Annotated in this window: 10 protein-coding genes; 6 read left to right on the top strand and 4 right to left on the bottom strand. The window is 60.2% G+C overall.

Features of this window, described 5'->3' with window-relative positions; translation table 11 throughout:
* The first annotated feature begins 40 nt into the window (after window positions 1-40).
* From ACT53K_RS03370 to ACT53K_RS03355, 4 genes are all read left to right on the top strand, one after another.
* Window positions 41-928: an ArdC family protein gene (locus tag ACT53K_RS03370; protein WP_476227115.1), complete on the top strand. Its 888-nt coding sequence runs from the start codon at window positions 41-43 to the stop codon at window positions 926-928.
* Entirely contained in the window at window positions 925-1,170 is a 246-nt protein-coding gene (locus ACT53K_RS03365; RefSeq protein WP_476227114.1) for a sigma factor-like helix-turn-helix DNA-binding protein, read from the top strand. Before ACT53K_RS03370 ends, ACT53K_RS03365 begins: the two co-directional genes overlap by 4 nt.
* A 77-nt stretch (window positions 1,171-1,247) precedes the next feature.
* A complete protein-coding gene (locus ACT53K_RS03360) occupies window positions 1,248-2,177 on the top strand; it encodes a HEPN domain-containing protein (RefSeq protein ID WP_476227281.1) in 930 nt (309 codons plus the stop codon).
* 8 nt (window positions 2,178-2,185) lie between these two features.
* The gene (locus tag ACT53K_RS03355) at window positions 2,186-2,905 is read left to right on the top strand and encodes a hypothetical protein (RefSeq protein WP_476227113.1); all 720 of its coding nucleotides are present in this window, start codon (window positions 2,186-2,188) and stop codon (window positions 2,903-2,905) included.
* A 98-nt stretch (window positions 2,906-3,003) separates the two neighbouring features.
* Here ACT53K_RS03355 and ACT53K_RS03350 read toward each other — a convergent pair whose 3' ends face one another.
* Both ACT53K_RS03350 and ACT53K_RS03345 read right to left on the bottom strand, forming a co-directional pair.
* A complete protein-coding gene (locus ACT53K_RS03350; RefSeq protein WP_476227112.1) occupies window positions 3,004-3,276 on the bottom strand; it encodes a conjugal transfer protein TraD in 273 nt (90 codons plus the stop codon).
* The gene (locus ACT53K_RS03345; RefSeq protein ID WP_476227111.1) at window positions 3,230-3,553 is read right to left on the bottom strand and encodes a conjugal transfer protein TraD; all 324 of its coding nucleotides are present in this window, start codon (window positions 3,551-3,553) and stop codon (window positions 3,230-3,232) included. Before ACT53K_RS03345 ends, ACT53K_RS03350 begins: the two co-directional genes overlap by 47 nt.
* Window positions 3,554-3,725: 172 nt before the next feature.
* On the opposite strand from ACT53K_RS03345, the gene traA reads away from it, so the two are divergent.
* Complete coding sequence (traA, locus tag ACT53K_RS03340; RefSeq protein WP_476227110.1) at window positions 3,726-6,560, top strand: Ti-type conjugative transfer relaxase TraA; 2,835 nt, start codon at window positions 3,726-3,728, stop codon at window positions 6,558-6,560.
* Window positions 6,561-6,570: 10 nt separating this feature from the next.
* A complete protein-coding gene (locus ACT53K_RS03335) occupies window positions 6,571-7,146 on the top strand; it encodes a DUF6118 family protein (protein ID WP_476227109.1) in 576 nt (191 codons plus the stop codon).
* Window positions 7,147-7,336: 190 nt separating this feature from the next.
* On the opposite strand, the gene ACT53K_RS03330 is transcribed toward ACT53K_RS03335, so the two are convergent.
* Both ACT53K_RS03330 and ACT53K_RS03325 read right to left on the bottom strand, forming a co-directional pair.
* A complete protein-coding gene (locus tag ACT53K_RS03330) occupies window positions 7,337-11,395 on the bottom strand; it encodes a HigA family addiction module antitoxin (RefSeq protein ID WP_476227108.1) in 4,059 nt (1,352 codons plus the stop codon).
* A gap of 391 nt (window positions 11,396-11,786) precedes the next feature.
* The gene (locus ACT53K_RS03325; RefSeq protein WP_476227107.1) at window positions 11,787-13,208 is read right to left on the bottom strand and encodes a hypothetical protein; all 1,422 of its coding nucleotides are present in this window, start codon (window positions 13,206-13,208) and stop codon (window positions 11,787-11,789) included.
* Window positions 13,209-13,222 lie beyond the last annotated feature (14 nt).

Here is a 13,222-nt window from a genome sequence, read left to right as displayed (position 1 = left end):
CGGCGCCGGTCGATGGCGGTTTTAGGAAGGAGCAGAGGAGATGCAGAGCAACGAGCGTCAGAGCCTCTATGGCGAGGTAACCGCCCGGATCATCGCGGAGCTGGAGCAAGGCCGATTGCCATGGGTGCAGCCCTGGGATGCAGCGCGGTGCCCGTGCACCATGCCGAGGAACGCGGTTTCGGCCCGCGCCTATTCGGGGATCAACGTGCTGATCCTGTGGGCGGCGGCGATCGATGGCGGCTATGCTGGCCAGCGCTGGCTGACCTACCGGCAGGCCGAGGCGGCGGGCGGGCACGTTCGGCGCGGCGAAAAGGGCACGGTGGTCTGCTATGCGGATCGCTTCACCCCGAAGGACGAAGCCGAAAAGGCGCAGGGCGAAGCCCGGGAGGCGCGGACGATTGCGTTTCTGAAGCGGTTCACCGTCTTCAACGTCGACCAGTGCGACGGGCTGCCCGAGGCGATGACCAGCATTCCGGTTCTGCCCGATCCCGTGCTGGCGATCGCCGAGGCGGATCGGGTGATTGCAACCAGCGGCGCGGATTTCCGGATCGGCGGGAGCGAGGCCTATTATTCGCCATTGCAGGACGTCGTGCAGGTGCCGCCGCAGGCCGCCTTCCATGATCCGGTGAACTGGTACCGGACGGCGCTGCACGAGCTTGGCCATTTCACGGGCCATCGCAGCCGCTTGGACCGCGACCAGTCCGGCGCTTTCGGATCGGCATCGTACGCAAAGGAGGAACTCGTCGCGGAAATATCGGCGGCGTTCACCTGCGCGTCGCTCGGCGTTGTGCCCACCATCCGACACAGCGACTATATCGGGTCGTGGCTCGCGGTGCTGCGCGGTGACGAGAAGGCGATCTTCCGGGCTGCCAGTGCGGCGAGCAAGGCGGCGGACTTCCTCCTTTCCGGTGGGGAGGCGCGGTCATGACCGAGCGGCTTCCACCCCATGTCTTCCGGCGCCGGGGCTTTCGTGCCCTGCGTCGGATGACCGAGCGGCAGCGCGCGATCTTCTGGGCGATGCGGTTCGAGGAGATCGACTATCCGACGCTCGGGCATCGCCACGGGATCAGCGCGGAGGAAGTGGAGGCGGAATTTGCTGCCGCCCTCACCCTCTTCATGCGCATTATTGACACGCCGGAACCGTGGTGGCGGCGTCTCTGGCCCTGGTGATCGCCGGCATTCGAACCAACCGCTTGCCGCCGGGTGGCTTGCCATCGGGCGGCAAGCCCGACAGGGTAGCTTCCGCCATGCGCAGCAATCTCGATCACCTTCCGCCTGCCAAGCAGCGCGAGCTGGAGCGCGTGGTGCAGATCGTCTTCGAGGAGTTCGACGACGCTTTCGCGCTCGCCAGCCACGAGTGGAAGAAGAAGGGCCGCATCCTCAAGGTCATCCTGTACGGCAGCTATGCGCGCGGCAACTGGATCGACGAGCCGCATACCGCCAAGGGCTACAAGTCCGACTATGACCTGCTGATCATCGTCAACGACAAGCGCCTGACCGACCGCATCAAATATTGGGCGAATGTCGATGATCGGCTGATGCGCGAATTTGGCATCACCGGCAGCATCAAGACCCCGGTCAATTTCATCGTTCACAGCCTGCAGGAGGTGAACGACGGCCTCGCCCATGGCCGCTATTTCTTCATGGACGTCGCCCGCGATGGCATCGCGCTCTACCAGAGCGACGACAGCGAATTGCACCAGCCCAAGCCGAAATCGCCGCACGCCGCGCTTACCATGGCGAAGGAGTATTTCGAGGAGTGGTACCCGAGCGGCGGCGAGTTTTTCGACAATTTTCGTTTCAACCTCGCGCAGCAGCGATTTAACAACGCGGCGTTCCAGCTGCATCAAGCAACAGAACGATTGTATCATACGGCCTTGCTCGTTGTGACGTTCTACACGCCGCACGTTCACAATCTGGCGTTCCTGCGCACGCAAGCCGAGAGGCTCGACCGGCGCCTGGCCTACGTCTGGCCGGGCGACAACCGCAAGCAACGCGGCATGTTCGAGAAGCTGAAGGAAGCCTATGTGAAGGCGCGCTATTCGAAGCACTACCGGATCAGCGCTGACGAGCTGACGTGGCTAGGTGAGCAGGTCGAAGAACTGGGCCGCGTGGTGAACGAGATTTGTTTGGAGCGCATTGCCCAGTTGGAGGCGACGGCGCGGCAGGCAGGGTAAAAGGCGGCATGACAAGTTTGACGCGGTCCCGGTACCTCGCCCTGCCATTCGTCGTGACATCCACATATTGGGTGATCGACCACCTGTTGCCGGACATCCTGCCAAAGCCGCCCAAACCTGTCAGTTGGTCGATTGTCGCCTGCGCGGCATCCTTACTGCTCATAGCGCTCATAGTGATGGGCTGGCGTCGCTTGGTAGACTGGATGCCACGCCCTTGGTTTCCCCGCCCGTTCTGGCGGGTCGGCTCTTGGCTTCGCTGCCGCCCGACGGTCTCTGTCGTTACAGTGGTTCCGCAGGCTTCGATTGTCGACGGCCGCATGGAGGAATGCGTAATCCGCGTGACGCTTGTGAGAAGTCTCGCACAAATGCCGGTCGACGCCGTTGTTCGCTTTGACGCTACGACGCTGATCCTGCAACGCACCGATCAACGCGGATCGGCCAGACATGTGTTCCGTCCGAAGGAAACCGGCGGCCTTCTTATGCGACCGATCGCAGCCGGGTCATTTGACAGCGTTTTAATCGATTTCGCCGCAACCGGCCTTCCTGCCCGCTTTCCCGACGCCCCCGATTTTGACGGCGACTATGAAATTGCAATCACCGGGATTCGTGTCGAGGCAAGGAGTGACAGACCGTTTGGAGGGAAATTACCTCCGGTGAAGTGGCAAATGTGCCGGGCCGCATACCAAGCGAATCTCTCCGCGCCGCTGCCCGGCAACGCCGCCTTCTGATCAATCTACAGGATCGAAGAGCTACTTCGACAGCGGATCACAAACATCCCTCCCACCCGGCGATGTCCGCCACGCTCAAAGTTCAGCTGAGATCGTCGTCATCCGACACCGTGCTCGAAAGCGCGTCGGCCACGCCGCCGCCACAGCGTCAGAACATGTTCGCGATTGCCATCACGCAGCCTCGCTGCAGCCTCCAGCAACAGGCCCAGGATCGCGGTACGGTCGTCCTCGGTCAGCTCGACCAGGCCAGCTTTAGCGATGAGCCCGCCCAGTTCGATCAGCTGCCGGGTACGCTCGCGCCGTTTCACCTGCCAGTCGCGGCGATCATGCCGCGCCTGCTTCGCCTGGAGCCGGTTCCGCGCCTCGCTCACCCGCAGCAGTGCCGCCCGGCTCGCGACGAGTGCGGCGGCCAGCGCCCTGCCGTTCGCGCTGAAAGAAAGCTGCGCCCCGTTTGCGCCACGCCTCCCGCGTCGCAGCGTCGATGCCGGCCGCATGCAGCAACGCGCCAGCCAGTTCCTCTACGCTGAGCGCATCGGCGCCGGTCGCCATCACCAGTTCGCCGAGCTGGTTCTGTTTGCGCGTTTTCAGTTGGCGCGCCTTGTCGGCGAGCGCTTTCAGGTCCGCATCATAGTCTCTGGGCTTTCGCATCGTCCGGTCCTTCCCTTGTGTCGGTCGGACATTCCAGATATCGTCACAGCTAATCCGAGCCAATAGCCTGAAACTTGGTGAGATTTCGTGGTCCCGAGAGCGATGAAATCGTTCGAGGGCGCGCTTATACGTCGTGCCGACGTGCGCTTTTAGGCGTATCTGGTGCGTCGCCATGGCGATCTACCACTTCTCGGCCAAAGTCATTTCCCGCGCCACCGGGTCGAGCGCGGTGGCGGCTGCCGCCTATCGCTCGGCGTCGCGGCTGCACGATCAGCGGCTCGGCCGCAGCCATGACTTTTCCAACAAGGCCGGCGTCGTGCACAGCGACGTGCTGCTGCCCGAGAACGCGCCGGAAGCATGGCGCGACCGCGAGCGGCTGTGGAATGATGTCGAAGCCGCCGAGCTACGCAAGGACGCGCAGCTTGCCCGCGAAATTGAGTTCGCGATCCCACGCGAGATGCAGCAGGCTGACGGCATCGAACTGGCGCGGTCGTTCGTCCAGGGCGAATTTGTCGATCGCGGCATGGTCGCCGATCTCAATGTCCATTGGGATATCGGCGCCGATGGACTGGCGAAGCCCCATGCGCATGTGATGCTCGGGCTTCGCGGGATCAGCGAAGATGGGTTCGGCGCGAAGGTCCGCGACTGGAATCGCACCGAGTTGCTGACCCACTGGCGTGAGGCCTGGGCAGAGCACGTCAATCAGCGCCTCGCCGAACTCGATATCGATGCGCGGGTCGATCACCGCAGCCTGGAAGCGCAGGGCATCGATCTGGAGCCTCAGCACAAGATCGGCCCCGCCGCGTCGCGCATGGTGGCGCAAGGCCGTGACAGCGAACGGCTCGAAGAACATCGCGCCATCGCCCGCGCCAATGGCGACAAGATCCTCGCCAATCCCAGCATCGCGCTCGACGCGATCACCCACAGCCAAGCGACCTTCACCACCCGTGACCTCGCCATGTTCGTGCACCGGCATAGCGAGGGGAAGGACCAGTTCGACCAGGTGATGGCAGCGGTGCGTGCGTCGCCCGAGCTGGTGAAGCTGGGCAAGGACGGGCGCGGCGACGATCGGTTCACGTCGCGCACGATGCTGGAGACCGAGCAGCGGCTCGAACGTGCCACCGCAACGCTCGACGCGCGCCGGCATCACGCGGTTGCCGATCGGCATCTGGAAAGCGCGCTCGGCGTCGCCGAACAGCGCGGCCTACGGCTTTCGCCCGAGCAGCGTGGCGCGCTGGAGCACGTGACCTCCGCGCGCGGCATCAGCAGCGTCATCGGCTATGCCGGGACCGGCAAGAGTGCGATGCTTGGCGTCGCGCGCGAGACCTGGGAAGCGGCGGGCTATACCGTCCACGGCGCGGCGCTGTCGGGCATCGCCGCCGAGAATCTGGAAAGCGGTTCGGGCATTGCGTCGCGCACGATCGCCAGCCTGGAGCATCAATGGGGCCAAGGCCGCGAGTTGATGACCGACAAATCCGTTCTCGTCATCGACGAGGCCGGGATGATCGGCACGCGGCAGATGGAGCGCGTCATTCGGGAAGCAGAGAAGCGCGGCGCGAAGGTGGTGCTTGTGGGCGACCCGCAGCAGCTCCAGGCGATCGAAGCCGGTGCGGCGTTCCGCTCGATTGCCGAGCGACACGGCGCGGTGGAAATCACCACCATCCGCCGCCAGTCCGAAGACTGGCAACGCGACGCGACACGCCAGCTCGCCACCGGCCGCACCGGCGAAGCGCTGGCCGCCTATACGGAGGCTGGGCATGTCCATGCCGCCGAAACGCGCGAAGCTGCGCGCGAGGCGCTGATCGACCGCTGGGACAAGGATCGTCAAGCAACACGACTGACGAGCCGCATTATCCTCACCCATACCAATGATGAAGTGCGCGAACTGAACACTGCGGCGCGCGACCGGATGCGGGCAGCGCAGATGCTGGGCGACGACGTCGATCTTGTCGTCGAACGGGGACGCCGGTCGTTTGCGGCGGGCGACCGCGTCATGTTCCTAAAGAACGAGCGCAGCCTGGAGGTGAAGAACGGCACGCTGGGCACGATCGAACAGGTCAGCGGAATCGCGATGCGCGTGCGCACCGATGACGGGAGAAGTGTTGCGTTCGACCTCAAGAACTACGCCCATGTCGATCACGGCTATGCCGCCACCATCCACAAGGCACAGGGCATGACCGTCGACCGCGTCCATGTGCTGGCAACGCCGGGGCTGGACCGGCACGCTGCCTATGTCGCGCTGTCGCGCCATCGGGAGCGCGTCGATCTGCATTATGGCCAGGATGATTTCGCCGATGCCGGGCGGCTGGCCCGCACGCTGGCACGCGAGCGCGGCAAGGACATGGCGTCGGATTACACCCGCGCGGCCGACGTGCAGCTGGCGCTATCGCCAGCGCCGACGCTGCCCCGTCGCGGCATGTTCGACGGGCTGAAGCTCAGCAGCGCGCCGATCCGCATGCCAACCCAGCCCAGTCCGCTCGAACAGGCTGTGCAGCGATTTGGCCGCGCGGCGCAGGACATCGTTGGCATGAAGCAGCAGGGTTTCGAGCCTCTGCCCCACCAGCGAGAGGCCTTTGGTAGTGCCCGAAAGGAGATCGATGCGCTTCGCCCCGGCGGCAGCGAAGACATGCGCGTCGCGATGAACAGGGACCCTGCCCTTATCAGCGAGGCCGCGAATGGCCGCACCAGCCGCGCCATCCAGGCGATGATCGCCGAGGGCGAAATCCGCATCGATGCCGCCAACCGCGCAGATCGCTTCGTCGCGGATTGGCAGAGCAAGGCGCGGCAGCTGAAAACTATGGAGCGGAGCGGCGATTACGATGCCGCGCGATCCACCAGGGATGCCATGACCACGATCGCCAAAGCGCTCCACCGCGATCCCCAGCTCGAGTCGCTGCTGCGCAACCGTGCGCTGGAACTGGGTTTGAAGTCTCAGGGAGGCGCGTCGATGTCTCACGACCTCCAGGAATGGCTCGGCCGCTCGCGCGGCCTCAACATCGGGATGTAGGCTCGCGCCCATGACCGACATTCCCCGCCACTACGGCATTGCCGACGATCCCACCCAGGCCTTCGAAAGCCTGCGGCAGGAGATATCCCTCCTTCACACAGCCATCCAGGGGCTGACCGCCGCGCGCGAGAAGATACCGGATTACAGCCCGACGCTGGGTGCTATCAACCGACAGCTTGCCGCGATGACCGAAGACATCGCCCGCGTCGAGCAGGCGCCGGCCGTCAAGCTAACCCCAGCCATGATGGTCCAACAGCTGGCGAAGGCGGCGGCAGATGCGAGAGCAGACGACAAGCGCCAGATGGATGAGGCGCGCGCCGACCTGCATAAGGTGATCGGGCGCATCGACGGGATCGTCGTTCGGGCGAGGTCGACCGATCACCAGCGCAGGCGCGAGCTATGGATGATGCTCGGTGCATTCCTCTCCGGGATTCTGCTTTGGTCTTTCCTCCCAGGAGTGGTTGCGCGGTCCCTTCCCGAAAGCTGGCATGTACCGCAGTGGATGGCGGCGCGGACGTTGGGGGCGGAACAGGCCCTTTCTAACAGGCCTTTCGTCGAAAATGACCACGCACCTGAGAAGAATTGACCGGCTATGGGACTTACCTGCCGGTCGGCGCCGCGACTAGGATCGTCCGGTCACGCAACTAACCGCCATTCGTGTAGCCGCTGATGTCCGTTCTACCATGTCTTGATTGTTGGACGATCCTGACCGTCCACTTCTGGTGGTGAAATGCAAAGAACGGACGTTGATATATCTTGAACGCGCTCGCCCGCCTTCATGGCCTGCCAATTCGTCGACGAACGTTTTCATCTGTATCATGCCACTCAGCATCGCGCCGGTATCCGTCAGCGATATTATTGAGCATCCGCGAGGTAAACGGGTGCTTTGGCGCAAGAGCATCGGCCCAAGCTCTATATTTGCTTTCCAAAGCCCGCTCCTGATCGCCGCCATGCCCTCGGTAAACGACCCCGCGAGAATTATAGACGCCCAACTCCATCCCGCGTGCGATTTGTTCTGTGCCTACGCTTTCCAAGGCGAGTCGAACCGCTTCATGGGGCCAAATGCCATCCTTGCCGGGTTGGCACCTGCCTAAAAGCTGGCCGATGCATTGATCCCCGATTTCGCCGCGAGACAGATCGGCCAATTGCGCCCGAACTTCCTTGATCCAATGTATCAAGGCTGCGACGTCTATTTCTCCCGCATCGTTCGATCCCGGTGTTCTACGAATATAATCTAGGACACGATATACGTTGTGGAAGATTGCTTCCTTGTTGGCGTCGTCGGGTATCTGAAATCGTTCAGGATCGGTTCCGTCATCCCTCCGCTTATACATCAGGGCAATTAGCTGGACGAATGAGGCAGGCTCGCTCGAAATCTTTTTCTCTAGGTTGGGGATGCCATATTCGTTGTGAGTCAGGGCATCAACCAACGCCACCTCAAGCGAAGCCATTTCATCCATTGATAGCTCGCGGGATGCGTTCAGATGCTTCATCGCGTCGGAGAGGCGGTATCCATCAAGTTGGTAAGTTCCTTCTTCCTCATCGCCACCAGCGACCAGCGATCGCATCAGCTTTGCCAAGGTCGGTCCGCCCAACTTTTCAACCTCGAAGCGGATGCTGCAAAAGGCCGCACGAGGCCGATTTGCCCTTAGCAGCTTGTCGACCATCTCCTGCATCTCATCAGCTTCAAGTCGCCAAGCGTTCGGGATCAATTCCCGCCAATACCGTCCAACTAGATCGGGTCTTTGCGTTTCAAGCATTCGCCACGTCGCACCATTGACGGGGCAAATTTGGAACAGGCGAATTGCTGCATCGTCATTGAGGCACGACATAGCGCCTTTAGTTGCCATCACTTGCGACGCATATTCGAGTGCTCCAGCTTCCCCATCTCTGTTCAACAAGCCGTTTGCACAGGCCATTCGCTTGGCACGCATTTCCGTATCGTCGTTCGAGATCAACGCACGAATCAAGTCGATGGTCTGCTCGGCAGATATGGCTTTCGACAGGTGCCAGCCGACTGCATAGCTGGCGTTACCGTTGCCCAGAAGGTCCAGAATGCCCTCCATACCTCTGGCGGCGAAAACTTCGGCCATCGCAGCATCGCGCATATCAGCGATGCGCTTTTCGCGCTTTTCATAGTCAAACTTTTCATCCTCAAGCTCGACGCGGGATTCATGAATCCAACTTTCCGCGAATAGCCAACGGTGCTTTTGCACAGGATCATCGGGCTGAAGCCGAGTGGCAAGGTCGCACAAATATTTTGAGATTTTGGCGGCCTTTTTGGGAGGCTTTTTGCCGGCAGAGTAGCCCAGCAGTCGAAGCGTCTCCCCAAGCTTAGATTTGGCATCGTCGCCGGGTTCTGTCGCCAACCACTCCTCTATCTTGACAGTTAGCCGCTGCTGATCCGTGTCATTCAGCTGATCAGCGATCTTCAACAATTCTCCTAGTTTTTCCGGGCCTGGTGCGGTCCACGAAAGCATGAGGTCAAGCGCAGCATCACACATCTTATACATTTCGACGTTGGTCATGCGGCGGGGGCCTGATCGCATGATCGGACGATAGGTTGGGCGCGAATTAGGCGTTGCCATACGATGATGCTCGGCAACCTGAGTCAGGCAAATGCGCCAGCCCACCTCCGGGCTTTGAGCGACAATCACCTTCAACGCCGCGATGCGTCCATCAATCTCCACGCACGTTTCTGGGTGCCAGCAACTCACGAGGGATTCTAGTGAATTTTCTGGCTTGTTCATGTAGTTGTCGTTGATCGGCACTTCGCTCAACGCCGTCAGAACGCGCACAACCCGTAAATAATGGGCGGGGTCCCAAGCCAGAAGTTCTAGCGCCCACAGCAGGCCAGTGCGGTCCGGGCTGTCAAAGCCACCCGGTGAAACAGGTCGAAGCATCAAAAGCGTTTGGGAATCCGCCTTGGCAAGATCGGCTTCGATTGCGGTCAAGAAACTGCTTGGAGATGCCTCGGCTAGCGATTGCATATCCGAGGAAAGCGCAACCAGATTGCGGTATGGCTTATCCATGAGCAACCGTTGCACAAGCCGATCAATGCGCGGGGCGATCTTGTCCAGTCTGCCCTTAATTAGCTCGTCGCCATATACTGCAAGCAACACGAGCATGTCGCCGATCGCTTGGCGTAGCGAACCCGAAATCTCGCGCTTCTTTCCGTAGATGCCCGCCGACCATCGCTTTTCAGGTTCGAGATCGAGGGCCGGATCATCCTCCGACAGGATTAACTCAGCCTCCTTAAGAAATGCCTCAATATCGGTGTCGAGCAGGCTGGAATGCACCGCGAAGAGAGCATCTCGCCGGCATACGATGCCTCTGTAGTTGCCAATCGCCCAGACAGGCGCATCGGGCAACGCTAAGAGATCGAGCATGTCCCGTTCGATCTGGTCGTAGGGCGTGCCTTGGGCCAAGTCGGATATAATCGCCCGGTCCCATTCATTCGATTTGTTCCAGGCCCCCGCGAGCAAGATCGGGATGAGCTTGCGTGTGAGAGCGCTTCCCTCCTTGGACCAATCGGGATTTTTCAATGCGGGAAGCGTGGCGAGATGACGACGCAAGATTGTCGGAGATTGGGCGGTCTGTGCACTCAGCGCGGACACCTCTTCATGGGCATACCCCATATCCTCAAGGGCAAACCTGAAAGAGTCATAGTCAGCCTGATCTAGCTCTATGTCTGCATCCTTCTCGATGCTTTTCTTGGTGCGAACCGCAGCGATGTGATGCGAGGCCAGATAAGGACCCGCACCTTTTTCAACTTCTTCGTTGTCGATAACTATTACGCTTCCTATGGTCGCAGCAGCGGTGCGGCGAAGCGCATCAGGGGTCGAAGCAACGACGGCACTTTCCCTTACATGCCCCCCCAGGGCGCATGCCAGCCAAGCCAAGCCCTCAGCTATTGAGTCCGCCGTCACCACAAGCGGTCGTCCGCCTGTATCTGCAAGCCAGCGATCTATGGTTGATGCGTTCGCTTTGATTGAGCCTTCAAATAGGCGTGGTGACAGTTCAGGTTTCGTTGCGCTCGCCCACTCTACCCAACAGCGATCAAGCGATCTTACGCCATCAGTGGGTCTACCAATTTGCTCCGCAAACCAAATCTGCGTTGCCACGGACAATTCGAGCCACTGAGAAAGGTCGTCGGCGTCATACGCCCGCACATCACGCCATTTCCGTGAGGCACGCTGAGTTTCCGCCCATGTTTCCTTTCCGCGCCATCGGCGCGGAGTCACATAGACAAAGGTAATATCCTTACGCTTTTGCGGACTGAGCGCAGCTTCTCGGGTGCGAATATCGTCGTTGGGCTTTCCCGGCAGGTTTGCCGAATTACTCAGTTCCCAGCAGGACGTGCCAACTGGCACCTTTTCTGAGCCTAGGGAGCTAGTGGTTTCGCCGTCCCAGCCATGCCGTTCGGCTTCTTCTTCGCCGTGGAAATCCAGCCCTGTTAAATCGGGGGTGGTGGCAAAGGCTAACCGGCGAATCAGAAGGGGCAGCACGGCTCGGGATGAAACACGTTTAGCAAGGGCCCAATCTTCAATATCTGTTGCGCCAATGGTCAGGTACCCGGCCGAGTTCTTGGCTGCTTGCCGCGCCACCTCAGTCGAGCCATCTATCTGCGCTTGCAAGGCAAGAAGCTCTGCCGACGTCGTTTCAAAGCACCGCTCCAACCGCGCTGCCATATCTGCCGAGAGCTTTGCCTTACCCGTCAGAAACGTATGCAAAGTTTGCCGGGCTATCCCTAATCGGCGTGCGGCCTCAGCGACTGCCATCCCTACCGGTATGACTTCGGCTTTAACGTAAGCGCCAACGGAAGTGTATTTCATGGCAGATCGTCCTGTGTCGCGTCTACATGACACATTACAATCATATGTGAGGACGTCAACCTCTAAGTGCAGGAGCGATCAGGCCAAATGGTTGATGTCACTCGCGTGCGGTAAGCGGGCGTGAACGAAAGGCACTATTTTACGATCAATTAGTAGGCCGCAAATGGCCGCTATATCAGCGATCGCGGCCTAAATGATCAGGTGCAAGCGCACGGCAAGTTTCGGCATAAGCGGACCATCACAGTGTCGAGGCCGAACGTCTCGATCTGGTCGTTTGGCGCCTATCTGGCCGAATGCGGAAGCTGACCGAGGCCATCCACGACATTAGCGGGCGAAACGTGCGAAATAGCCCTGTCGACACTTGGATCTCTTGCTTAGCAGACCATAACTGTTATGACGCCTGTGGCGGCTGCCACCCGAGAACCGGCCCGACATGAACCGTAATGCCACTGGCATAATCGTCCTGACTGTATGGCGCGCCACGGTAGAGGATGACATCGCAATCGCCGGCGAGCCGACGGTAGAGCAGGTTGCTCGACCCGCAACTGAAGAGCAGCGCCACCTTGATCTGTTTCCCTTCGTGTGAAGCGGTTACTGTCATGAACAAACCATCGTCATCGGGTTCCTCCACAGAGACGCTCCAGCCTGCAGCTCGCAAAGGCCGGACGAGATCACGCATGCAATCTTCGGTCAGAACCGCTTTTCGTAAGGTCACGCCATTGTCAGTCGGTAGCTCCGGGACGAGACGACCGTTTTTCTGATAGAGGTCCTGCTCCACCAGTTTCATTGTCATTTGCGTATTGCCGCGCAGAAGTGCCTGCTGCCACAGAAACTTGCTGTCGTCGTTCATCTCTGGAAATATGAACGAAATCCGACCGCTGGCATCGTACCAAGACTCGATCACGGCCATCGTAGCCAATGCCACGACAAGGCGGCTGAAATTGTTCATTTTTTGCCAAGACGACAACGTGCCATGCGCAAACATGTGTCGGTTTAGGCCTGTCAAACCTCGATAATCAGCGGTGTTGCAGAAGAAATGGTTTTTGAGCCAGCGACGAAATGTCTCAAACACGAATACACGCTCATCTTGCCCAAGTAGGTATTCAGTGGTCTTATAGGCCTCCGGAACCCACATACCTTCAAAATGTATATCTGCTGCGGTCTTGATCGCGCGACCGATAGCGTGATCGATCTTCTCGGGCGCCTTGGCTGACTCTGGGAGATCGGTGGCGATTCTCGTCAAGCTCCCTTCGATCGCCGGGAAAAGCGCCGCAATGCTCGACGCCCGGTAACCGCTATAGACGGCGAGATAAGCTTCGCGTGCCAAGGGGACAATGTCACGAAGGCTCCGCGCCTGCGGCAAGATCTGCTCGATGCACATCGCCTGGAACGCAAGCGTATAGAGCGTCGAGGTATGATAGTCGAACAGCGTAATCGCCTGTTCCGGTGAGGAAAATCGAACGGCGGCCAGCAGTTTCCGGATGTCGTCCAATGGCAGCCATAAGGGCAGAAACCATTCCACCTTGTTCCAGAGCGCGGCATCCTCATCTGCTCTGGCGCGACGCAAAGCCCAAGCTTCGTCGCCCGACTGCTCTATGGTCGGGAAGAAGGCCTTTCTCGCGCCAGCAGTCAGCACGATCCCCGGCGTGCTACTAAATGGACCGACATTGCACGCGCTGGCTACCGGATCGACGACACCCTTCTCGACGGCCCAACGAACGATTTGCACGTCGGTCAACGCGCTGAGCGAGGGCTCCTTCAGGCATCTTTGCCAAATGCCCTTGAAAATCGCTTCGATGTCACGCGGCGCCACGCAATGCCTTTCTC

This window comes from Sphingomonas sp. DMC8 (genome assembly GCF_056314185.1).
This window is presented reverse-complemented; position numbering and strand designations above follow the sequence as displayed.

Coding starts and splice junctions, on each gene's coding strand:
- ACT53K_RS03365 (WP_476227114.1), top strand. CDS start 925: ATGACCGAGCGGCTTCCACCCCATGTCTTCCGGCGCCGGGGCTTTCGT.
- ACT53K_RS03360 (WP_476227281.1), top strand. CDS start 1,248: ATGCGCAGCAATCTCGATCACCTTCCGCCTGCCAAGCAGCGCGAGCTG.
- ACT53K_RS03370 (WP_476227115.1), top strand. CDS start 41: ATGCAGAGCAACGAGCGTCAGAGCCTCTATGGCGAGGTAACCGCCCGG.
- ACT53K_RS03345 (WP_476227111.1), bottom strand. CDS start 3,553: ATGCGAAAGCCCAGAGACTATGATGCGGACCTGAAAGCGCTCGCCGAC.
- ACT53K_RS03330 (WP_476227108.1), bottom strand. CDS start 11,395: ATGAAATACACTTCCGTTGGCGCTTACGTTAAAGCCGAAGTCATACCG.
- ACT53K_RS03335 (WP_476227109.1), top strand. CDS start 6,571: ATGACCGACATTCCCCGCCACTACGGCATTGCCGACGATCCCACCCAG.
- traA (WP_476227110.1), top strand. CDS start 3,726: ATGGCGATCTACCACTTCTCGGCCAAAGTCATTTCCCGCGCCACCGGG.
- ACT53K_RS03355 (WP_476227113.1), top strand. CDS start 2,186: ATGACAAGTTTGACGCGGTCCCGGTACCTCGCCCTGCCATTCGTCGTG.